The following is a 20,555-nucleotide window of genomic DNA, read 5'->3' on the forward strand; positions in this document are numbered from 1 at the left end:
TCGTGTTCTTTTTGGTTGCATTTGTACTTTTCTGATCACATATCCTGGCACCTCTAATTCTTTTTCGTTATGAGGTACAGAAGAGGAGGGGCCGTTACCTTCTTACGAATCTGGAACCATTCCCGTGTTTCCCTTACCTGGAACCGACTTTTGTTCGGCCCGCACACGTCAAGCGGCGCATTGAATGTTTTCAAGCTATGGATTAGGGAATTACATCCGTACAGAGGACAAAGCAGCGGGGAGGGATCTTAATCATGAAGACGGAGGTATTCATTGCAGGCGGTGGAGTAGGAGGCCTTGCTCTTGCTGCGAAGCTGGCCAGCCGTGGTGTCCACGTGGTCATAGCAGAGCAGCTCAAAAGAGAATCTCCTGTTTATAAAGGTGAACTTCTGCAACCGAAGACATTGGCTATTCTTGAAAGTTTGGGTGTATTGGATGAAGTGGAAGAGCACGGGCATGTCATCGACCAGCTGCGATTTCAGGAAGTTCATCGCAACCGTGGCAGTACCCCTGAAGAGATCAACCTCACTGAGCTGAGCTACAGCCGCGTGGCAAGCATCTACGATCACGCTTTGATGGTGCCGCATGAAAAAACAAAAGAGATCCTCAGGAATAAGGGGAAGGAGTTCGATGAATTCTTTCATTACCTCCCCGGTGCAAGGTTCATGGGCTTTGAAAAAGGGATGGCAAAAGTGAAGCGGAAGAAGGAGACATTCTACGTCCAGGCTCAAGTGTACATAGGGGCAGAGGGACGAAGCTCACCTACACGTGATGCGATGGATGTCCACGTTAAAAGAAAAGACTACAATCACCATTTTCTGACTGTGACCATTCCCCGACCGGAATCATTTACAAAAGGGAAAATCATTACGACATCCAGCTGTTTTCTAGGGTTATTCCCTCTGCCTGACAACGAAGTGCGTACCGTGTTTTTAATCAAAGCGGGAGAATATAAAAGAATTCAGGAAAAAGGGTTGGAATCCCTCTACCAAGCCTACAGTGAACTTGAACCTGAGCTTGCAGAAGGAGTGCGGACCATTGAAGAATGGAAAACGGTCCAACTGATGATTCCGTTTACGTATCATGTCGATCGCTATTATTCAGGAAACTTAGCCATCATAGGGGACGCTGCGCATACCGTTCATCCTATGGCCGGAGAAGGGATGAATCTTGCCATACAAGATGCTGATGTTTTAGGTGAACTTCTGGCTTGGTGTAAGGAAGAGGGAAAAAGATACACGGACTACCTTCATTATTACGAAGATGTTCGCAGACCCCGTGTAGAATTTTTACTCAACTTGAGTCATTTATCCGCTCTTGTGTATTCGTTTCAATACGAATGGTGGAGGAAGTTCCGAATGAAAGCTGTCCAGAGAATCTATGATGATGACCAACTTCACGTCAAACAAATGCTGAACATCTCAGGACTTGGAAAATGGGATTTCAATTTGGTGGACAGAGCCGTCCAAGGCAGTATGCTTCCACCAAGACAAAAAAGGGTATCAGATCAAAAACAGCGTCACTATCTCTTTTCTGAATCAGAAGATTATCCTTGGAAAAGAAACGAGAAAGGAAGGATATCATGAATGAATGGGTAACGGCGATGCAGGCAAGGAAATGGATGAAAAAGAATGAATCGTTCCTGCCAAGCTGGCACGCTTACGTGGGCTCAGAACTTGGTCTTTTTGATGAATTCAGGACAGCAAGAACGGTTGAAGCAATCAGTGAGAAAACAGGCTATCCGTATGACCTGCTTGCCTCGTGGGTTAAGGTGGGAGTGGCGGTCAAGCATTTGAAGAAACGCCCGAACAACCGCTATCGAACATCCAAGAGAAAATGCGCAAGCTTGATGGGAGATGACCAGTCACCGGGCGTCAAAGCCTTATTGAAAGAAATGATGGAATTACACCTGCCGACATTGTTGAAGTATCCAGACATCATGAAATCCCATGAACGTGCGGAATTCAATCATGAACGCCATGGAGAAGTGGTAGCAGAAACATCTGCCCTGCTTGAGCATTTTGCCATTAAGAAAATCAAGCGGATGATCAAAGATAAAAAAGTGACTTCTGTTGTAGACCTAGGTTGTGGGCATGGGGGTTACTTAAGGAAGCTCGCTATGGAATATCCACACCTCGAAATGATCGGGGTGGATATCAATCAGAAGGTCATTGAAAAAGCGCGTACCTTATCTGAAGGTTATCCGAACATCAGCTTTGAAGTAGGGGACATTAACGAGTGGAAACCTCGGGATGGCGAAAAGGTGGATGTTGTTCTCCTGCATAACATCTTCCACTATATCCATCCGGAAGACCGCAGGGGTCTATTGAACCATCTCCACACCTATGTGAGGAAACAAGGACTGATATCAGTCATTACACCAATCAATGAAACGGAACACGGAGAAGCGTTCTCTTCAGCATTTAACAGCTTTTTTGTCGCTCACTCCAATCTTTTTGCATTGCCAAACAAAGGAGAGTTGAAAGAGCTCTCTCAAAACTGCAAATATGAACTTTTCGATCTTGACCCGATCATTAAAGAAGGATCGTGGTACACGTTCTGGTTGAGCCCGACGAGTCCAGTAAGGGAAATGAAGCATACTCAAATAGCAGGAAGTAGTGAACAAACCCTTTCTACCAGTACTACCTCTACAAATGAACTGACGCGCAGCTCATAAATAAAACCGCTATGGAATTGTCCATAGCGGTTTCGTTTGTTTGGCTATAATCGTCCACGGCCTCGCACTAGTCTGACGATGAGAACGACGAGGGCTACCACAAGCAAAATGTGAATCAAGTTTCCGGCGATACCCCCAAGTAAGCCTAGCAGCCATAGAACGAGGATAATAATTAATATCGTCCAAAGCATCTTAGTGGCCTCCTCTTTGTAATAGGTGAACTTACTTGTATATTTTCCCTAAAGAGCTTATTTAAAACGAGCGATCAGAAAAAACTTTGTCCCTGGCTTGTGCTTCTTTTATAATGAAATCATGGAATAGGAAAGGAGCCTGATCATGCTAGATATACAACAAATTAAAGAAATCATCCCACACCGTTATCCATTTCTACTGATTGACCAAGTAGAAGAGATTGTAGAAGGTGAGCGTGCAGTCGGATACAAGAATGTAACAATGAACGAACCCTTCTTCCGGGGACACTTCCCTGACTATCCTGTAATGCCGGGTGTGCTCATCACAGAAGCGATGGCCCAAATGGGTGCGGTAGCGATGCTGAAAAAAGAAGAAAACCAGGGCAAGCTCGCCTTTTTCACAGGAATCGACAAATGCCGTTTCAAGCGTCAGGTCAAGCCTGGTGATCGTTTGAAATTGGAAGTTGAAATTGTCCGTTTGAAAGGTCCTGTAGGAAAAGGAAAAGCAACAGCATCCGTCGATGGAGAAGTCGCATGTGAAGCTGAAATCATGTTTGCTCTGAAATAACCATAAAAAAGAACGCAGCCGCCGCTGCGTTCTTTTTTTATGGTTTGGCAGGATTGTGTAAGACTCAGTTTCGAGACTGTTGTTGAGTGGATGGGGGCTGCGGGGAATAGCTCGCTTTCCGCGGGAGCGCGATGAGCCTCCTCAGGCTGACGCCTTGCGGGGTCTCACCTAGCACTCTTTTCCCGCAGGAGTCTCGCCATTCCCCTCCGCCCCTTTGCTATATCAGTGTCTCGAAACCACTTCCCGAAAAATCAGCTATTTAGTTTGATGGGAGTATAAGGAAAAAACTCATATGCTCAGGTATTAGAATCCTGAAAACTTGATACAGAGCGTTTTATGCTTTTAACAATCGGTAGTGGAAGAAAATCCAACTTGGTAAAGGGGGGCGTTTCTCACATCTATCGAATGGGGTGGTTGGGAAGCTGCGAGACTCCCGTGGGAGAAGGAGTTAGGCGAGATCCCGCAGGACGCAGTCCGAGGAAGCTCGGCGCTCCCCCACAGGAAAGCGAGTAGCTTCCCAGCCACCCCTAAATCTCATTATGACAAACGAAACCCCGAAAGCATCTCGAAACTGAGTCTTCCGCAATCGGGAGATTTACTGGAATAAAGAGATAGAAAAAATTTAGTATATATGGATGAACTTACAGGATATGGACATAATAGTTTGGGAATTCATTAAAAAGGAGGAAACAACGATGAAAGCATTACTAATGAAACTTTTGGTCGCGTTTTTTGCCGTATCCCTACTAGGTGCTTGTGCTTCTGAAGAGGAGCCACAAGAAGAAGAAAACAACATGGAAGAAGAAGAAAATATGGATGAAGAAAATAACAACGAAGAGGACAACATGGAAGAAGATGGTATGGATGAAGAAGGCGATATGGATGAAGAAGAAAAAGAAAAAGAACAAGATGATATGACAGACGGTGAAAACGGTGAAGATGGCATGACTGATGACGGTGCAACAACAGACGAAGAAAATAATAACGAATAAATAAAAGCCGCATTCTCAGCGGCTTTTTTTCATGGAAAGAAAAGTGGAAATAGCTATCATACATACTCCTCCAATAGTGAACACAGGAGTGAAAAAACTCAATACATTTATGGGCTGGAGAAGGTAGATCCCTATTCCAATCATAAATAAGGAGAAACCGCTCAGAGCTAGGCGTTGTCCGATGTAAACCACTCCTTGAAGAGGAGGCAGTAAGAAACCTCTACTGTCTCTCCCTTTTTATCCTCTCAAATCTATCCGGTTGCCGAGATCAGGGTGAGGAACGGATTGTTGAAGCATTTCGACCATTTGGTTCCCCTTTTCTTCTGCATCCCCTTTTACTTTATCCATCAAGGCTAGACTGGATTGTTGTTTCAGGCTTGTCGTACTCATAGCCATGGATAGTGCTGCGATGTCCACCTTATCCCTCCTTTTCTTATACCATCGGTTGGTTCCTAATAAACGATAAGCGAAATTCCGCACAAACGATATCTTAGTCCGGATCTTTGAAAACCTTTGGAAATCGTTAGAATCTTATGTAGAATGGAAGTAGAAATATTCATAAAAACTTTACAATCAGGAGTTTTCAGGTTTCTCATGTGTGGAATAAGCGAATAGAGGTGATTATTGATGAAATACAGAACGGCAAGTGACCTGAAAGATTTAATTTTGGAGGACTATGAAAAAGTGGTGAACCGAATTCCACTGGAAAAACTGGATGTGTATCTCTATCTTCATACTGTCTTTCAAGATACTTATGTGCCTGACGATACGCTCTATCAATTCATCTTTAGGCATTTCTTCCGCCTGGACAATCCAAGTCTGACGAAGGAGTTTGAGACGTACTATTTCAAACTCATGGAAGAACAGCGTGGATATGAACGCCCTAACATCGTCCACATTACGAAAAGTCTTTACGAGGTGAAAAATCACAAAGGAAACCCGACGATGCAATTCCCATTAGCTGCTTCTATGCTGCATACCATTAATCCGAGTTTCCCAACCTACGATAGTGATATTGTCAAAGCCTTCGATTACTCATCCACGTATCATTTATCGGGTTTTGATAAAAAGATGAAGCGCTATATCGGACAGTACCAACATACATTCCTAACGTATGAGGAACTCCTGGAAGATGAAGCACTGGAACCTGTTTTTGCGCACTTTGATGAACGTTTTCCGGGCTATGAGCTCCCGAAAGTCAAAAAGTTGGACTTGATCGTCGCCCAACTCGGTAACAACCTTCAATAGTAAAGAAAAAGCTGAACCTGATCCAAGAGGTTCAGCTTTTTTTTGTGCCCATTATTTATTTGGTAGCTTATTTGAACCAGATTCAGAGTAGGAAGAGTTTTGATACCTGGTACCGGAAAATGGCAATTGAGGGTTCAAGTATCAGAATGAATCACTTCCAAAATAAGTCACAATTTTGTCATTTTCGTAGGAATACTACAAGTTGCATTACAAATCGCTATTTAGTAACATTAATCGTAATTATGACTACATGGTCAGTGCGTTTGAAAGGGTATCCTCTTGAAGATGAAGGGGAAAAATAATGAAGGTTATAGATAAAAGTCCGGGAGATTTACGAGAGTCTGATATGGAGAGGAAGTCTTAGATGAAACGGTTGATTTTCATGTTCATGGTGCTCTTCTTTGTAACCGCTTGTAATCAGGAAGAAGCCAATGAAGAAATAGAGGAGCGGATCACTCCGGTCAAAGTGGAGGCCGTGAAAAAAGAGGATTTTGTTGTGGAGCGCAAACTGGTGGCCCGTGCGACCGCTGCTGATACTTCACCTGTCCTGCCTGAAACCCCTGGTGAATTGGCGACCTTGAACGTTGCTAAAGGGGACAGAGTAGAAAAAGGAGAAACCGTAGCCGTCGTTCGTCCAGGAGGCAATGTGGATAATCAGGTGGAATTACAGCAAATCGCCCTCCGCCAAGCACAAACGCAGCTTGAAAATGCACAAGTATCAAAAGAGCAGGCGGCCGAAGGTGTAGGAAATGCGAAGGAGCAGGTTGACCTTGCCAAGCAAGCCTCGCAATCGGAAGCAAGTCAAACGGCTCAGGCAGCGGAAGCAGCGAAGCAACAATACGAACAGGCCAAGCAACTGGCTGATGAAACGAAAAAATTGGCCGATGAAGGCACGATTCCCGATGCGCTTTACCAACAAGCGAAGAACCGCGCGGATCAAGCGTATGCTCAATACCAGCAGTTAAAAGGGCAAAAGCCCCAGTCTTCGTCTGCAGTAGCACAAGCAGAGGCACAAGTCGATCAAGCGGAACAACAATTGGAGCAGGCTCAAGTAGCCGTTGAGCAGGCGGAGCTTCAGGTAGAACAAGCCAATGTGCAGTTGAACCAAGCTCAGGAGCAAGCAGAGAATGAAGCCATTACTGCTCCTACTTCCGGCGAAGTGTCGACATTGAATGCAAGGGAAGGGGATATGGTAAGCAATCAACAGCCACTTGCCACCATCGTCAGCCTGGATCCCATGACGATAACGGCTTCGGTCACTGCCGATCAACTTTCCCTTTTTGAAAAAGGAGCGGAACTGACCGTCGACCTTCCTTCCCTGGAAGAACAGGTCACCTCAACCGTCAATTATGTCTCTTCTGTTCCAGATGATACAGGACTCTATCCAGTCGAAGCTGCTGTGAATAATGGCGACGAAAAGATTAAACCAGGGATGATGGCAACTTTCTTACTTCCTGAAAACGTTGTAGAAGATACGCTCATTGTCCCAACTGATAGTCTTGTTGAACAGAATGATGAATCATTCGTCTATCAAGTGGTGGATGAAAAAGCCGTCCAGGTTCTCGTTTCAGTTTTAGAATCTCAGTCCGACTTCACAGCGGTGTCCGGAAACCTTCCTGAAGATGCGACGGTCATTACGACAGGACAGCTGACCCTGTCAGACGGGGATCAAGTCACCATCATGGAGGAGGATTCCTGATGAAGCTTGTGAACCTTTCCGTCAAAAGACCTGTCGGAGTTATTATGATTGTTGCTGCAATACTTGGCCTCGGGTTTGTATCATTGAGAAGTTTGACCATTGATTTGTATCCGGAGATTGATTTGCCAATCGCAGTTGTATCGACATCCTATGAAGGAGCAGCACCTCAAGAGGTCGAAAAACTCGTCAGCAGACCAGTGGAATCTTCCGTCAGTAGTATTGAAGGACTCGAGGTGCTCCAGTCACAATCTCAGGCTGGGGCTTCGCTCGTTCTTATGCAGTTCAATACAGGGGTTAATTTGGATAGTACCCTCCTACAAGTGAGGGAAAACGTCGATCAGGTGACAGGACTTTTACCAGAAGGTGCTTCAGACCCAAATGTCCTCCGTTTCGATCCGCAACAACTGCCGATCATGACGGTCGGCTTGTCCGGAGACACGCCAGATGAGCTTCAAAAAATAGCAGAAAACAGACTGGTTCCTTTTCTTGAACGACAGGAAGGGGTCGCCTCGGTCAGCATTGAAGGCGGACAGACAAAAGAAGTACAAGTCCTCGTCGATCGCGCTCAGATGGCTACATACGGCTTGGATTCTCAAACGTTGATTCAGGCGCTTAATGCAGCTAACCAGTCAGCGTCAGCAGGAACCATTGGGAAAGGACAGAAGGATCTGCAAATCCGGATTGATGGGGAATTCAGTTCTGTGGAAGATGTGAGAGAAACAAGGATTCAATCTCCTACTGGGGCCCTAGGTGACGCTTGGTCAAATTGCTGAGGTGAACGAAACGCTTACCCATTCAAACACCATCAGCAAGGTGAACGGTTCGTCTTCCGTCGTACTTTCCATCTTGAAGAAGACGGATGCGAACACTGTTGAAACCGCTGATAATGTCAGGGAGGCGATGGGTGAGCTGGAAGCCGACCTCCCCGAAGGTGTTGGCACAAGCATTGTTTTAGATACATCAGAGTTTATTAAAATATCAATCAACAGCGTCGTATTGAACATCATCCTCGGCGGTATATTTTCCGTCTTGATCCTGCTTCTGTTTTTGAAAAGTATACGAGCGACGCTCGTCATCGGGTTGTCGATACCGATTGCCATCATATCGACATTTACTTTAATGTATTTCACCGGTGAAACATTGAACGTCCTTACGATGGGGGGACTTGCTCTCGGAATAGGGATGATGGTCGACAGCTCCATCGTCATTCTCGAAAACATCGTCAGCTACCGCCAACAGGGATATTCGATGGTCGAAGCGGCTAAACAGGGGGCTTCAGAGCTTGCCCCTGCTGTTGTAGCCTCTGCGACAACGACACTCGTCGTTTTTCTACCGATCATATTTGTAGAAGGCATCGCATCTGAATTGTTCACACCGCTTGCGTTGACGATCATGTTTGCGCTCATTGCGTCCTTAGCGGTTTCTGTCACATTAATTCCGATGCTGTCTTCGAAGTTGTTAACAAAATCTTTGAAAGAAGAAGGACGCCGGTACTGGTTTAACCGCTTTTTAGAAAAAGTGAATGATGGCTACCGCTCGATGTTAAGGTGGGTATTGAAATTCAGGAAAACAACCATTGCCATTACCTTCGCTCTCATTGCGGGGAGTGTAGCTCTCATTCCTTTGATTGGAACAGAGTTCATCCCCCCTTCCGATCAAGGACAGGTGGAAGTTCGAGTGAACATGCCTGAAGGGACATCGTTGGAGGAAACGGAATCCCTCACAGAAGAAATTGACGCCGAAATTGAAAACTATAGCGAAATCATAGATGTCAGCTACCTTTCCATTGGTGGAGGTTCAATGGGAAGCATAGGAAACGGATCGTCTGACTTTGCTTCCTATACTATTCAGCTTGTCGAACCTTCGCAACGGGGAAAAAACGACTCAAACCGTCATGGAAGAATTGAGTGATTCCCTCGCGGGCATCCCAGGTGCTGAAATAGAAGTGAGTGAGTTGGATGCAGGTCTCGGAACGGGCGCACCATTGCAAGTACAAATTAACGGTGGAGAATATGAAGTTTTGGACGAGCTTGCTGGTCAAGTCGCTTACTTGATGAATGAGATCGATGGGGTGCAAAATGCTACGTCATCGACGGATGAAGGACGTCCTGAAATGCAGATTGAAGTGGATCAGGATAAAGCCTCCCAGTATGGCCTGACCGAACAACAAGTCATCAGCCAGGTACAGCTCGGCTTTAATGGTCAAATCGCGACACGTTACCGGAACGGAACGGATGAAATTGATGTCCGCTTTATCCTTCCGGAAGACGAGCGTCAGACGATTGCAGATTTAGAAGGCATGTCGGTGCAGGCACCGAATGGTACCCTTATTCCACTCGCTACCATAGCGGAGTTGAACCAAGTTCAGGGACCAGTGTCTCTTCTTCGTCAAAATCAACAGCCGCAAGTGAATGTGGAAGCGGAGATATCCGATATTGATTTGGGGACGGCAACAGAAGAAGTGCGGGCGGAGCTTGAGCGTCTGAATTTTCCTGACGGCTACTCGTACACCATAGGTGGACAGGCGGAGGATATGCAGGAGGCTTTTGGCGATTTGTCTCTTGCCTTGATTTTCTCCATTTTCCTTGTCTATGCCGTCATGGCGATTCAATTTGAGAACTTCTTGTTCCCATTTATCATCATGTTCTCGTTACCGGCAACCATTATCGGAATTTCAGGTGGTTTATTTGTAACTGGTCTGCCATTCAGCTTGCCGGCCTTTGTTGGGATCATTATGTTGGCAGGGATTGTGGTCAACAACGCCATCGTATTGGTCGACTACATCAACATTCTTAGACGAAAATCGTACGATCGTTATGAAGCCATCTTAGAGGCAGGACCAAACCGTCTTCGTCCCATCCTGATGACCACCCTGACGACAGTGCTCGGCATGGTCCCATTAGCGATTGGAATTGGACGAGGCGCTGAAGCGCAGCAACCTCTGGCGGTCACCATCATCTTCGGCCTGACCGTATCGAGCTTTTTCACGCTTGTACTTATCCCTGTCGTCTACACATACTTTGACGACCTATCCAACACAAAATCACCGGCTTCTTCCAAAAAAGAGCCCAAAAAGAATAACTTACATTTTTTGGTGTACCAGGTCATCCAAATATTGGATGACCTGGTACACCATTTTTTTACAAATACACGTGATACCAGGCACTCGAACCATGGCACCATAACAAAGGGAACCGAATTAGTGCGGACAACTAAAAAAGCCTCCATTACGGAGACTTCGTTTCCATTGGATCACTTTGAACGGACTCCCAGGGAATCCCCGAGACTTTCAATGATCTCTTTTAATTGATCTGGAAATTCAAAAACGTGTACACCACACGTCATTTGCTGCTCTTCCGTTTTCATCCAAATGAGTCGCCCTTCAGCTGTAAAAGTCTTATTTTCATAAATGAAGGTGAGAAACAACTCATCTTTCATAGACAATCCAGGTTGTGAATTACAGGAAAAGCGTAATCCGTTCATACTGATGTCTTTCACTTCCATAGGACCTGACACATGGCTGCTGAACTTCTTGTTGAAAAAACCTGGGAGAGGTGTTTGGAATGGGTACCGGAAGGGTTCATGTCTGCGTTCATTCATGCTTACATCCCTCTTCCTTAACTAGGATGGTTTAATCATATCTTCTCAAGGGTGAACGTTCAATCATTAAGCCTTTGAACTTCGAAAGAATTAATCTTCCTCACTTTCACGTCTGTCCACTTTAATCAAATCCCACGTAGTCACAATTCCCATCGGCAAGTCATCGGGACTTCCCGTTTCAGTCAAAATGACGGCTTTCAGTTTCCGATTTTCATTTAAACTTCTCTCAAATCGCTCTTCTAAGTCAAATACAGTAGCACCCGCTTTTAAAAATTCTACACTACGATCCTTTTCAACAGGGAGGACGTCGACAGCGCAAATATTCTCGAGGACGATTCGTTCATCTGTATGATTTTGAGATAACCAGCGGACAATGCCGTCATTGGTAAGTAACCCCGAGAAAGCACGGTCTTTTGTATAGATAGGGAATTGAGAGATCCCGTGTTGGTCGAATGCCTCCATAATGTGACTGAGCGATGTATCTTCTTTGAAAAAGAGGACAGGACGAGTGGCGAACTCCAGGGCTTCTGGCGGTTGATCAAGCGTTCGTTTAATCCGTTTCAATGCCATTACGACATCTTCATGAGGGGTGGCGATAAAATAATCTCCGCTGATCCGTTCATGGACGATGGCATTTCTGAGTTTTGCATACTGCTTCAACTGATCAAAATGGATACGGATGACGCTATGCTTCAGTTTGGATCGCTGAAGGAGCTCCACGAAATTATCATTTTTCGGGAAGCCATTCAGTTCTTTTAAATGTTGATGGATCTGGTTGAATGTAATTTCAAACTGCTCCACAATGTCATTCATTTTGTTCACCTTTTCCTATGAAATCTCACTCGTTTTTACAGTTAGTGTGTGAATCCTGCACAAAAGTGATTCATTTTAACCTAAATTTGACCTGCGAATTACCAAAAGGTTTATTGAACTATACCTCCCGATTATGGGACGATCAGTTTCGAGACTTTAGTTGAGTAGGTGGGGCTGCGGGGAATAGCTCGCTTTCCGCGGGAGCGCGGTGAGCCTCCTCGGACTTCGTCCTGTGGGGTCTCACCATGCACTTTTTTCCCGCAGGAGTCTCGCCATTCCCCTCCGCCCTTTGTCATATAAGTATCTCGAAACCACTTACGGAATAAGCTGTTGTTATGCACATGGATATTGGAGGAGAATCAACTCCCAAGGACGCTATTCTGCATGCGAAAAGCCTGGTAAAAAGCGCTTTATACTTAAAACACGATAGTGGAAAGCACCATCCCACATTGAAGAGGTTCGTTTTTCCCCTACATCAAATGGGGTGGTTGGGAAGCTGCGAGACTCCCGTGGGAGAAAGGAGATAGGCGATATCCCACAGGGCGTTAGCCCGAGGAAGCTCGCCACTCCCCCACAGGAAAGCGAGTAGCTTCCCAGCCACCCTTGGCGCTCACGCCGGGCAACGAACCCCCAGACATCACGAAGCTAAGTCTTCCACATTCCTCCCCTGCACTTGAACAAAAGCTAAAAAAACGTTCGTTAAAGTAAAACTTTCACTAAATAATTTGTATGATCGTACGATAATAAAAGATAGGGAATACGAAGTATACATATGGTAGAAAAGATAGCATACATAGGACTCCGTATTGATTTTTCGTGCTTTAAATAGAACGGTTGTTCAATCTGTGCTATACTCATATCAACAGGAAAGAAGGTGAGATCATGATCGGTGAGCGCATTCAAAAAATTCGTAAAGACCGACATATGTCGCTATCTGAATTGGCCGAAAGGGCGGGCGTCGCGAAATCTTACTTGAGTTCGATTGAGCGAAATATCCAGACCAACCCATCCATTCAGTTCTTGACTAAAATATCTCAGGAACTAGACGTTTCGATCAACTTTTTACTCCACGGAGAAAATGAACCTCAGGATGAAACGCTGGATAAGGATTGGATGAATTTGGTTCAAGAAGCGATGAATTCAGGGATCTCTAAAGAACAATTCCGTGAATATCTGGAGTTTAATAAATGGAGAATCCACCAGAATAAATAAAAAGCCTGACTCTTTTTTTAAGAGGTCAGGCTTTTCTCTTTTTCCAATGGTGAACTCTGACGGGTGTTGGATAATTTGTAGATGATCACGAAAAGAAACCCACCTAAACCAGCCCCGATCAGCACATCTGAAACATAATGATGACCAAGATATACTCTTGAAACAAGGATAGTCAATCCAAGAAGAACCGCGATCCATCTAAATCTACTTCCGATCATCCACACCAAGGCGATAAAAATGCCGACAAATAATGCTTGTTCACTGGGGAAAGAAGCACTTGGTTCTTTTTCAATTAGTGGCGTGACCTCTTCAAGGGCTACGAAAGGTCTTTCTCTCGGCGCAATCCAGCGAATGGATCTGCTAATGAATAATCCCATCGCAGATGCCGCTATGGCGGTGATTCCGAGCTTCCGCGTCTTTTTAGAGAGAACCAACATTAAGAATAAGGCAATCATTGCTTTGTATCCCCATGCTGAAAAGAAGGCCATGAGTGCATCCACCCATTCGGCTTCAGAAAAATCATACATCCATAATACAAGTGCGTTGTCCATGTGTGTCTCCCTACATAAAGAAGGAGCGTGAAAAAAATCACGCCCTTCCGTTTATTTATTCAGTTGAGGAAACTTCTCTTTTAAGTAATTCATACTGATCTCCAAGCTTTCTAAAGGGGTGCGTCTGCTTTCATCTTGCTCGACGATCCAATACTTTACTCCGGCTTTCTCGCCAAGAACAAACACCGTATCCAAATCCACACCGCCTGTCCCGAGCTCCGCGAAGTATTGTTCTTCATCAAGAGTCATGTCCTTCAAATGAATCAATGGAGTACGTCCCTGGTAGCGATCAATCCATGCAGAAGGTTGGTCGCCTGCCTTTTGAAGCCAGTAGATATCAAACTCCGCCTGGATTTGGTTTTCATCCGTTTCCTCAAGGATTGCTTCCAGAGGTTTTCTTCCATCCGGCAGCGGATCCAATTCGAAGTCATGATTATGATAGCACAAAGTAAGCCCATGTTGGCGGCATTCATCACCGATTTTTTTCAAATCCTCAATTAAATTCATATAATCCGATTCGCTTCGATCCTCGATGTAAGGACAAACCACATATTCGCTTCCAATCGTCTTTTGATCCTCAATGACCTGTGGTAGATTGTTCTTCAGTTCTTCCAAAGGGACATGGCTGGAAGCGGCTTTCAAACCAAGTTCATCTAATAAGCGTTTGACTTCAGAAGCGTTCATGTCACCAAAACCAGCAAACTCGACGGCATCAAAGCCTAAATCGGCGACTTTTCTTAACGTGCCGGCGAAGTCTTGCGCTGTTTCATTTCGTAAAGTATAAAGCTGTACTGCGATAGGTATAGGTGTGTTCATATCGATCCCTTTCCTTTCATCTTCATTTTCTACTCCTCTTATCAAAATTAGATTTCCATTGTCGAATTCCCTTCCGAAAATGAAAAATAACCCACAGAAAGTAGAAATATGTCAATCAAAGGTAGAGGAGAAGCGCCATTTTGCTGATTTTGAAAGTGTTTAGATACCGCGTAAGATAGCGCTATAACCAAACAATCAAAGGTGGGGTACGAATGAATTGGAAAGAGACGATGCAAGAAATGAATGACGTTCACAGCGTTTGCTGTATGTGTAAAAAAGAGCTTCGTGACTATGACGTGTGTACGGTTACTGATGGATCGACCCTTGAAATTGATTTGTGCTTTGAGTGTTACGGGAAGAATGGGGGAGAAGTAGGTTTGTCCGAAAAAGACACATTCCAAATGTTCTAGAATAGGATATCAGAAGAAAAGGTGAGGTGAATAGGAATGCCCGTATCCGTCGTCTTCAATCAAATTGCTGTCAACTCGATTACTGAGAATGGAATCATATCTACAGGGCAGAACAATCAGCCTGATTGGTCCTGGCAAGGGAAGAACAACAATGCTGCAGGAATTCCCGTTGGCTTTTTCATTGCGACCAACAATGTGAATACCATTATTGATAATGATGTCACTGATACACCGATCGTTAACCCGACCATCAGCAACCCTCAACCAAACGTCCAATACTAGGGGAGGGCTTTTGATCGATATCAAATTTGACTCCATCTATGTCAACCATATGACGAATAACTCTGGCATATTTGTTGGTCCGAATACCCAGACCCATTGGGAAACGCAGGAAAAACAGAATGCTGCCCTTGGTACAGTCGTAGGGGATGGGAACATCATTTCTTATAATGTCAATGTGATTCATGATGATGATGAAATCGATATGCCGATTACACAAATGGCAAGTCCTTCAAAAAAGGAGAATGGAGCCGATCATTCTACAGGATGATCCTCCATTTTCTTTTCCATTAGTTTTTGGACCCATTCTGGAATTTCCTGGTCGTTTTCCTGTGACATCAGGTCAAGGATGGCAGAGTCACTTAAAATAGAACGTAATCCTTCAAGAGTATTGCCATCGCCAAATACGTTCCCGAATCCTTGGTTATGCTTTTGGTGACTCTCAAACCCTGTCGGGATATTGTTTCCCATGTTTAGACACGAGGCATTTTCAATGGTTCCAATCCTTATGTTTCCTATGAAAAAGTAAGGAGATAAACCGGCCATATCAGGAATCCTCCTTTGATTTGAAGCTGAATTTTAAACCGTTGTCTGTGCGGCTCAATTCTGGACGGGAAGAATTTTTCGGTTTGACATTCACGCCGAAATTGTTCCCCATGTTCAGGGCTCCGCTTAATTCATCGATATCTAAATGATCCAACTGGAACGTCAGCTGCTCAAGGTTGGGGTCATGGATATCCACTTGGTCAAAATGAATATGGTATTCCACATGCTTTCCCTGCATCCCTTGGATCACTTGTTTCAATTCATGTATTTCTTTTACAAGATCATCAATATCCGTTCGCTTTTGACGACGTTTTTTAAAGAACATGACGTCTACACTCTTTTAGAAGGCCGTTTGATGACTAAATGTTTATTATGTTGGAGGGTGTTTTTATGACCGATGATTCTTCCATTTCCTTCCGAATTTTGCTGAACGGCTTTAAAACCCGATTGGAGGTTTGTTCCTGAAAAAATCCCCGATGTGGCACTGATTTGGTCAACGGACAAATTCTTAAATTGAATATGACTCATATCATCACCTCCTATGACTAATGTATGAAAGGAAAAGATAAGCATGAAAGACATTATGAATTGGTTCAATCCTTTGGGGAAAGACAGCTCTTTTCTTCCTGATGATCTAATGGATATGGGGAAAATGAATGATTTCGTACAAAAGTCGATCCAGGAAGCTCTAGCCCCAAAAGACCAACAGAAACCAAAACAATCGCACAGTGATTATAAAGTGATGGAGCTGATGAAGGAAGTTGTCGTCATCATTCCCGTTCCTTACGAAGTGGATGTAGAAGGGATAAGATTGAGTGTTGGAAGCGGGAAGCTTTTTGTAAGCGGGATATGGGCTGAAAGGATGGAAATTGCGCTTCCAGCTCAGACGAGCAGAAGAAATGGGTATGCACAGTACCAGGACGGGGCAATTGAAGTTCGTCTACAAAAAAAGAGCTCCGATGAAAAAGAGATCTTTTTGCATTATTGATGGTCCTCTAATTCAATGGGAATATCCCTGTTTTTCTGACGTTTCAAAATGGTGACCGTCAATAGACCATCTTTGTAGGCAGTCACGATATCTTCCGCAGTAAAATGGAAGGGGATAGGAATCACCCGTTTAAAGCTTCCTTTCAATCGTTCGTTATGGATTAGATCTTCTTCTGCTACGGGGTAATGGGGAGTAATCTCTCCTCTGATAATCATAGAAGTGCCCTCCTGGGTCAGATAGACCGGATCGCTCTTTGTTAAGCCTGGCAGTTCAATGACAAGGACAGCCTGATCTTCCGTTTCAAAAAAGTCGTAAGCAGGACCGCGCTTTGGAATCACATGGTGCATGTCGTTCCAGAAGTCCTCTCCTAACACCTTCTCTACATTTTCTGAAAAAGCCTCCCAATTGATCGGGCCATTCTTTTTCTTCATTTCTTTCACCTCACTCTTACAAAGTATGTAGATACCCGGATGTTCATGACATCACACATAAAGGAGGGAATAATCGAATTTATGTAAACGCTGTCTATTTGGCGAATTATTTGAAAAATGCTGTTGTATTTGTATGACCCCCGTGTTATGATTTACTCAACTTCATTAATCAATGAATTTTGTGCAAACGTATTCACATCTTAATCAATAGCACTTTTTATACTCATTGTGGACAAGCTGATGAGTTTTTTAACTGCCATTTGCGCAAACGTATGCGCTCGGGTTTCACAAGTTGAAAAACTCTTTTCTTAGATGTGGTTTGTAAGCGGATTCAAAGATTAATAATAAATAGGGGTGGATGAAATGAAAAGAAACAAATTTTATTCTGGGATTGCGACAGCATTGTTGGCGTCCACTGTAGCTCTTTCTGGTTGTTCATTTGGTTCAGACGACAGCAGCAGTTCAGATGACAATGCTTCAGGCGATGCCGTTACTGTCGATGTCTTTCAGTTCAAAGTAGAGTTCAAGGACCAGTTTGAAGAGCTTGTCTCCATGTACGAAGAAGAAAACCCGGACGTGAACATCAACGTTAAAACCGTTGGTGGAGGAAACGACTACGGGGCTTCCTTGAAGACATCTTTCTCTTCTGGAGAAGAGCCTGACATCTTCAACGTCGGTGGACCGACAGATGTCGATGAATATGAGAAATACTTAGCGGACCTTTCGGATACAGATGCAGCAAATGCAGCTCTTGAAGGCACACTTTCCGGCGTATCTCGTAATGATCAAGTGTTAGGTCTTCCTTTCAACCAGGAAGGATACGGACTTCTTTACAACAAGAAAGTTTTTGAAGAAGCAGGAATCAATGCTGAAGAAATCACAACATTTGAAGCTCTAGAAGAAGCTGTTCAAACGTTGGAAGATCAAAAAGGTGAGCTTGGAATCGATGCACCATTTGCCTTCCCGGCTAAAGAGAAGTGGGTCATCGGTAACCACTTAGCCAATGCGTATATCGCAGATGAATTCAACAATGACATTATGGAAGCTTATGAAGCGGACACGATTGAGTTCCAAATGGGTGACCAAATGAAGCGTTTCGTCGACCTTCAAAATGAGTATTCTGTTCAACCGACACTCAGCCTTGACTACTCTCAACAAGTTGAAGAAAACTTCTCTCTTGGGAAAGTTGCGATGATTCAGCAAGGGAACTGGGTTTACAACACAGTTGAATCCATGGATCCTGAATTTGCTGAGAACAACGTCGGAATTCTTCCAATCCCTGTAGAGGGTTACGAAGGAAGCATCCCAGTCGGTGTACCAAACTACTGGGTTGTGAACAAAGAGTCTGAAGAAGAAGTGGTACAAGCAAGTAAGGACTTCTTAGATTGGATGTACACTTCTGAAAAAGGAAAGCAATTCGTAACGGAAGAATTCAAGTTCATCCCTGCATACGAAGGGTATGAAGATCAGGAAATTGCAGATCCGATTTCTCAGGAAATCTATGAGTATGCAAACGAAGGCAACACACTTGGATGGGTCTTCCTTGGCGCGCCGACTGGCTGGACTGAAGACGCGTTCGGAGTAGCTGTACAAGAATACCTTGCTGGAGACATCAGCTGGGAAGAAGTAGAACAAAGAGCAACAAAAGCTTGGGAAGATGCTCGTCAATAAGCAGTAGAATTGGAACCAGTAAGGGCTTGCTGCCCTTACTGGTACTATAAAAGATCCCCTCTATTAGGATATTTAAATAGGTAAGTATGTTAATAGATGGGATGTTTTATCCAATCATATGAAATCGATATCATAACGTGCGGTTCGCACCGCTTAAAGTATTGGAGGAGTAATTACATGCAGAATCGAAGTTTATCTTTCTGGTTGTTCCTGACGCCGGTAATCATGGGTCTTGGTATAGTCGTCGTCATTCCATTCTTATATGGTCTCTTCTATTCCTTCACGGATTGGAACGGGATTACAGCAAATGCATTCATAGGTTTTGAGAATTACATTAAACTTTTCCAAGAAAGTGAATTCATGGATTCGATTTGGTTTACGGTGAAATTTGCCGTTGTAACCGTCATCCTTTTGAACATCATGGGCCTTGGGCTGGCTCTTCTTGTTACTCGTAATATCAAGTCAGGCAACCTTTTGCGGACTGTATTCTTTATGCCGAACTTGATCGGTGGTCTGATTTTAGGGTTTATCTGGCAGTTTATCTTCATCAGCGTATTTGGGGATATTGCCGGTCTTACTGGAATCGAAGGATTGAACGGTTGGCTTTCTACGACGAACACAGGTTTCTGGGGCCTTGTCATCCTGACTGCATGGCAGATGGCTGGGTATATCATGATCATTTACATTGCTTACCTTGAAAACATTCCAAAAGAATTGATTGAAGCAGCGAAAATTGATGGAGCAAGCAGCTTCCAACGCTTCAAAAACATCACGTTCCCGCTCGTTGCACCGGCATTCACGGTCAGTATGTTCTTGACGCTTTCCATGGCCTTCAAGATCTATGATCAGAACTTGTCCCTGACAAATGGCGGACCATTTAACTCGACGCAAATGGTAGCGATGGAAATTGTACGTACGGCGTTCTCTGATAATCAAATGGCTTACGCTCAGGCCAAAGCTGTGATCTTCTTCTTGATCGTTGCTGTCATAGCATTGACGCAAGTGTATTACAACAAGAAACGGGAGGTTGAGATGTAATGAAAAAGAATAAAGAAAAACGGAATTTAATTTCCATTGAAATTCTCGGCCTTCTGCTTGGTCTCATCTGGATTGCGCCTTTCTATTTGATGATTGTCAATGCATTCAAAACAAAGCGGGACATCTTTTCTGGCGTTCTCGGATTCCCTGAAGAAGCCGTATTCTCAAACTTTGTAGAAGCATTCATCGATTTGGCCTTCTTGAAGTCGCTGTTTAACTCTGTTTTGATTACAGGTTTGAGTATCGCTATCATCATCCTGTTCTCTTCTATGGCTGGGTATGCATTAGCAAGGAACAAAAGTAAACTCAGCGGCATCATCTTTTTCATCTTCGTTGCTGCGATGTTGATCCCATTCCAGTCAGTCATGATTCCACTCGTCTCTATTTTCGGGCAAGCGGACATGTTGAACGCTGGTGGATTGATCTTCATGTACCTTGGTTTCGGTTGTAGTTTGTCGATCTTCCTATATCACGGAGCGATGACAGGGATATCGAAATCCATGGATGAAGCGGCCATCATCGATGGAGCGAACCGTTTTCAAACGTTCTGGTACATCATTTTCCCATTGTTAAAGCCGATTTCCGTGACCGTAGCGATCTTGAACGTCATTTGGATCTGGAACGATTACCTACTACCTTCCCTTGTATTGAGTGAATCCAATGCGACGATTCCATTGAAGATGTTCTACTTCTTCGGTCAATATACGAAACAATGGCACTTGGCACTTGCAGGTCTGACGATCGCCATCCTGCCGGTCATCATCGGCTACTTCTTCGCACAAAAACAAATCATCAACGGCGTATCCGAAGGTGCTGTCAAATAAG

General features: G+C 44.2%; 24 protein-coding genes and 1 pseudogene. 15 read left to right on the top strand and 10 right to left on the bottom strand.

The features are described from left to right. Window positions 1–254: 254 nt before the first annotated feature. Complete coding sequence (locus tag LC065_RS07165) at window positions 255–1,586, top strand: FAD-dependent oxidoreductase (RefSeq protein WP_226592686.1); 1,332 nt, start codon at window positions 255–257, stop codon at window positions 1,584–1,586. Then, window positions 1,583–2,677 (top strand): class I SAM-dependent methyltransferase, encoded by a 1,095-nt coding sequence (locus LC065_RS07170; RefSeq protein ID WP_226592684.1) that lies wholly within the window; start codon window positions 1,583–1,585, stop codon window positions 2,675–2,677. Before LC065_RS07165 ends, LC065_RS07170 begins: the two co-directional genes overlap by 4 nt. A 44-nt stretch (window positions 2,678–2,721) precedes the next feature. Here the strand turns inward: LC065_RS07170 and LC065_RS07175 are convergent, their stop codons facing one another. Next, entirely contained in the window at window positions 2,722–2,868 is a 147-nt protein-coding gene (locus LC065_RS07175) for a lmo0937 family membrane protein (protein WP_226592682.1), read from the bottom strand. Window positions 2,869–3,013: 145 nt separating this feature from the next. Between LC065_RS07175 and fabZ the strand changes: the two genes are divergently transcribed. Together fabZ and LC065_RS07185 are read left to right on the top strand one after the other, a co-directional pair. Then, window positions 3,014–3,436: a 3-hydroxyacyl-ACP dehydratase FabZ gene (gene fabZ, locus LC065_RS07180; RefSeq protein WP_306163851.1), complete on the top strand. Its 423-nt coding sequence runs from the start codon at window positions 3,014–3,016 to the stop codon at window positions 3,434–3,436. Window positions 3,437–4,131: 695 nt separating this feature from the next. Continuing rightward, the gene (locus tag LC065_RS07185; RefSeq protein WP_226592679.1) at window positions 4,132–4,428 is read left to right on the top strand and encodes a hypothetical protein; all 297 of its coding nucleotides are present in this window, start codon (window positions 4,132–4,134) and stop codon (window positions 4,426–4,428) included. A gap of 237 nt (window positions 4,429–4,665) precedes the next feature. Here the strand turns inward: LC065_RS07185 and LC065_RS07190 are convergent, their stop codons facing one another. After that, window positions 4,666–4,845, bottom strand: coding sequence for a YjfB family protein (locus tag LC065_RS07190; RefSeq protein ID WP_226592677.1), 180 nt, complete (start codon window positions 4,843–4,845; stop codon window positions 4,666–4,668). Window positions 4,846–5,055: 210 nt separating this feature from the next. Between LC065_RS07190 and LC065_RS07195 the strand changes: the two genes are divergently transcribed. From LC065_RS07195 to LC065_RS07205, 3 genes and pseudogenes are all read left to right on the top strand, one after another. Beyond that, a complete protein-coding gene (locus LC065_RS07195) occupies window positions 5,056–5,676 on the top strand; it encodes a hypothetical protein (protein ID WP_226592674.1) in 621 nt (206 codons plus the stop codon). Between the two features lie 364 nt (window positions 5,677–6,040). Then, the gene (locus LC065_RS07200) at window positions 6,041–7,375 is read left to right on the top strand and encodes an efflux RND transporter periplasmic adaptor subunit (RefSeq protein ID WP_226592673.1); all 1,335 of its coding nucleotides are present in this window, start codon (window positions 6,041–6,043) and stop codon (window positions 7,373–7,375) included. Further along, window positions 7,375–10,456 (top strand): annotated as a pseudogene (locus LC065_RS07205) (efflux RND transporter permease subunit). Before LC065_RS07200 ends, LC065_RS07205 begins: the two are co-directional and overlap by 1 nt. Before the next feature lie 171 nt (window positions 10,457–10,627). On the opposite strand, the gene LC065_RS07210 reads toward LC065_RS07205, so the two are convergent. Beyond that, window positions 10,628–10,975, bottom strand: a complete 348-nt coding sequence (locus tag LC065_RS07210; RefSeq protein ID WP_306163852.1) for a PilZ domain-containing protein — start codon at window positions 10,973–10,975, stop codon at window positions 10,628–10,630. Window positions 10,976–11,065: 90 nt separating this feature from the next. Next, window positions 11,066–11,788, bottom strand: a complete 723-nt coding sequence (locus tag LC065_RS07215; protein WP_226592667.1) for a CBS domain-containing protein — start codon at window positions 11,786–11,788, stop codon at window positions 11,066–11,068. Between the two features lie 882 nt (window positions 11,789–12,670). Between LC065_RS07215 and LC065_RS07220 the strand changes: the two genes are divergently transcribed. Beyond that, window positions 12,671–13,000 carry a helix-turn-helix domain-containing protein gene (locus LC065_RS07220; protein WP_089652036.1) on the top strand — a complete coding sequence of 110 codons (330 nt, stop codon included), beginning with the start codon at window positions 12,671–12,673 and terminating at the stop codon, window positions 12,998–13,000. A 17-nt stretch (window positions 13,001–13,017) separates the two neighbouring features. Here the strand turns inward: LC065_RS07220 and LC065_RS07225 are convergent, their stop codons facing one another. Further along, complete coding sequence (locus LC065_RS07225) at window positions 13,018–13,551, bottom strand: phosphatase PAP2 family protein (protein ID WP_226592665.1); 534 nt, start codon at window positions 13,549–13,551, stop codon at window positions 13,018–13,020. Between the two features lie 51 nt (window positions 13,552–13,602). Then, window positions 13,603–14,367: a sugar phosphate isomerase/epimerase family protein gene (locus tag LC065_RS07230; protein ID WP_226592663.1), complete on the bottom strand. Its 765-nt coding sequence runs from the start codon at window positions 14,365–14,367 to the stop codon at window positions 13,603–13,605. Between the two features lie 212 nt (window positions 14,368–14,579). Between LC065_RS07230 and LC065_RS07235 the strand changes: the two genes are divergently transcribed. The 3 genes from LC065_RS07235 to LC065_RS07245 are packed head-to-tail and all read left to right on the top strand — an operon-like array spanning window position 14,580 to window position 15,327. After that, entirely contained in the window at window positions 14,580–14,777 is a 198-nt protein-coding gene (locus tag LC065_RS07235) for a hypothetical protein (RefSeq protein WP_226592661.1), read from the top strand. Window positions 14,778–14,813: 36 nt separating this feature from the next. Then, complete coding sequence (locus LC065_RS07240) at window positions 14,814–15,059, top strand: hypothetical protein (protein ID WP_226592660.1); 246 nt, start codon at window positions 14,814–14,816, stop codon at window positions 15,057–15,059. A gap of 10 nt (window positions 15,060–15,069) precedes the next feature. Next, the gene (locus tag LC065_RS07245) at window positions 15,070–15,327 is read left to right on the top strand and encodes a hypothetical protein (RefSeq protein WP_226592658.1); all 258 of its coding nucleotides are present in this window, start codon (window positions 15,070–15,072) and stop codon (window positions 15,325–15,327) included. Here the strand turns inward: LC065_RS07245 and LC065_RS07250 are convergent. The 3 genes from LC065_RS07250 to LC065_RS07260 are packed head-to-tail and all read right to left on the bottom strand — an operon-like array spanning window position 15,312 to window position 16,130. Further along, window positions 15,312–15,602 carry a hypothetical protein gene (locus tag LC065_RS07250; protein ID WP_226592657.1) on the bottom strand — a complete coding sequence of 97 codons (291 nt, stop codon included), beginning with the start codon at window positions 15,600–15,602 and terminating at the stop codon, window positions 15,312–15,314. The genes LC065_RS07245 and LC065_RS07250 overlap by 16 nt on opposite strands. Before the next feature lies 1 nt (window position 15,603). Then, complete coding sequence (locus LC065_RS07255; protein ID WP_226592655.1) at window positions 15,604–15,927, bottom strand: hypothetical protein; 324 nt, start codon at window positions 15,925–15,927, stop codon at window positions 15,604–15,606. 5 nt (window positions 15,928–15,932) lie between these two features. Next, entirely contained in the window at window positions 15,933–16,130 is a 198-nt protein-coding gene (locus LC065_RS07260; RefSeq protein WP_226592654.1) for a hypothetical protein, read from the bottom strand. A 43-nt stretch (window positions 16,131–16,173) separates the two neighbouring features. Between LC065_RS07260 and LC065_RS07265 the strand changes: the two genes are divergently transcribed. Continuing rightward, the gene (locus LC065_RS07265) at window positions 16,174–16,590 is read left to right on the top strand and encodes a hypothetical protein (RefSeq protein WP_226592652.1); all 417 of its coding nucleotides are present in this window, start codon (window positions 16,174–16,176) and stop codon (window positions 16,588–16,590) included. Here LC065_RS07265 and LC065_RS07270 read toward each other — a convergent pair. Further along, entirely contained in the window at window positions 16,584–17,021 is a 438-nt protein-coding gene (locus LC065_RS07270; RefSeq protein WP_226592651.1) for an Hsp20/alpha crystallin family protein, read from the bottom strand. The two genes, LC065_RS07265 and LC065_RS07270, sit on opposite strands and share 7 nt — an antisense overlap. 363 nt (window positions 17,022–17,384) lie before the next feature. Here LC065_RS07270 and LC065_RS07275 point away from each other — a divergent pair, with 363 nt between their 5' ends. From LC065_RS07275 to LC065_RS07285, 3 genes are all read left to right on the top strand, one after another. Further along, window positions 17,385–18,692, top strand: a complete 1,308-nt coding sequence (locus LC065_RS07275; protein ID WP_226592649.1) for an ABC transporter substrate-binding protein — start codon at window positions 17,385–17,387, stop codon at window positions 18,690–18,692. A 177-nt stretch (window positions 18,693–18,869) separates the two neighbouring features. Further along, window positions 18,870–19,730, top strand: a complete 861-nt coding sequence (locus tag LC065_RS07280; protein ID WP_226592648.1) for a carbohydrate ABC transporter permease — start codon at window positions 18,870–18,872, stop codon at window positions 19,728–19,730. Beyond that, the gene (locus tag LC065_RS07285; RefSeq protein WP_160910985.1) at window positions 19,730–20,554 is read left to right on the top strand and encodes a carbohydrate ABC transporter permease; all 825 of its coding nucleotides are present in this window, start codon (window positions 19,730–19,732) and stop codon (window positions 20,552–20,554) included. The genes LC065_RS07280 and LC065_RS07285 overlap by 1 nt, the downstream gene beginning before the upstream one ends. Window position 20,555 lies beyond the last annotated feature (1 nt).

This window comes from Halobacillus litoralis (genome assembly GCF_020524085.2).
In the GTDB taxonomy this organism is placed as follows: domain Bacteria; phylum Bacillota; class Bacilli; order Bacillales; family Halobacillaceae; genus Halobacillus; species Halobacillus litoralis_E.

Excerpts from the sequence above, each read along its gene's own strand:
- LC065_RS07165 (WP_226592686.1), top strand. The coding sequence starts at position 255 with ATGAAGACGGAGGTATTCATTGCAGGCGGTGGAGTAGGAGGCCTTGCT.
- LC065_RS07170 (WP_226592684.1), top strand. The coding sequence starts at position 1,583 with ATGAATGAATGGGTAACGGCGATGCAGGCAAGGAAATGGATGAAAAAG.
- LC065_RS07175 (WP_226592682.1), bottom strand. The coding sequence starts at position 2,868 with ATGCTTTGGACGATATTAATTATTATCCTCGTTCTATGGCTGCTAGGC.
- fabZ (WP_306163851.1), top strand. The coding sequence starts at position 3,014 with ATGCTAGATATACAACAAATTAAAGAAATCATCCCACACCGTTATCCA.
- LC065_RS07185 (WP_226592679.1), top strand. The coding sequence starts at position 4,132 with ATGAAAGCATTACTAATGAAACTTTTGGTCGCGTTTTTTGCCGTATCC.
- LC065_RS07195 (WP_226592674.1), top strand. The coding sequence starts at position 5,056 with ATGAAATACAGAACGGCAAGTGACCTGAAAGATTTAATTTTGGAGGAC.
- LC065_RS07200 (WP_226592673.1), top strand. The coding sequence starts at position 6,041 with ATGAAACGGTTGATTTTCATGTTCATGGTGCTCTTCTTTGTAACCGCT.
- LC065_RS07210 (WP_306163852.1), bottom strand. The coding sequence starts at position 10,975 with ATGAATGAACGCAGACATGAACCCTTCCGGTACCCATTCCAAACACCT.
- LC065_RS07215 (WP_226592667.1), bottom strand. The coding sequence starts at position 11,788 with ATGAATGACATTGTGGAGCAGTTTGAAATTACATTCAACCAGATCCAT.
- LC065_RS07220 (WP_089652036.1), top strand. The coding sequence starts at position 12,671 with ATGATCGGTGAGCGCATTCAAAAAATTCGTAAAGACCGACATATGTCG.
- LC065_RS07225 (WP_226592665.1), bottom strand. The coding sequence starts at position 13,551 with ATGGACAACGCACTTGTATTATGGATGTATGATTTTTCTGAAGCCGAA.
- LC065_RS07230 (WP_226592663.1), bottom strand. The coding sequence starts at position 14,367 with ATGAACACACCTATACCTATCGCAGTACAGCTTTATACTTTACGAAAT.
- LC065_RS07235 (WP_226592661.1), top strand. The coding sequence starts at position 14,580 with ATGAATTGGAAAGAGACGATGCAAGAAATGAATGACGTTCACAGCGTT.
- LC065_RS07240 (WP_226592660.1), top strand. The coding sequence starts at position 14,814 with ATGCCCGTATCCGTCGTCTTCAATCAAATTGCTGTCAACTCGATTACT.
- LC065_RS07250 (WP_226592657.1), bottom strand. The coding sequence starts at position 15,602 with ATGGCCGGTTTATCTCCTTACTTTTTCATAGGAAACATAAGGATTGGA.
- LC065_RS07255 (WP_226592655.1), bottom strand. The coding sequence starts at position 15,927 with ATGTTCTTTAAAAAACGTCGTCAAAAGCGAACGGATATTGATGATCTT.
- LC065_RS07260 (WP_226592654.1), bottom strand. The coding sequence starts at position 16,130 with ATGAGTCATATTCAATTTAAGAATTTGTCCGTTGACCAAATCAGTGCC.
- LC065_RS07265 (WP_226592652.1), top strand. The coding sequence starts at position 16,174 with ATGAAAGACATTATGAATTGGTTCAATCCTTTGGGGAAAGACAGCTCT.
- LC065_RS07270 (WP_226592651.1), bottom strand. The coding sequence starts at position 17,021 with ATGAAGAAAAAGAATGGCCCGATCAATTGGGAGGCTTTTTCAGAAAAT.
- LC065_RS07275 (WP_226592649.1), top strand. The coding sequence starts at position 17,385 with ATGAAAAGAAACAAATTTTATTCTGGGATTGCGACAGCATTGTTGGCG.
- LC065_RS07280 (WP_226592648.1), top strand. The coding sequence starts at position 18,870 with ATGCAGAATCGAAGTTTATCTTTCTGGTTGTTCCTGACGCCGGTAATC.
- LC065_RS07285 (WP_160910985.1), top strand. The coding sequence starts at position 19,730 with ATGAAAAAGAATAAAGAAAAACGGAATTTAATTTCCATTGAAATTCTC.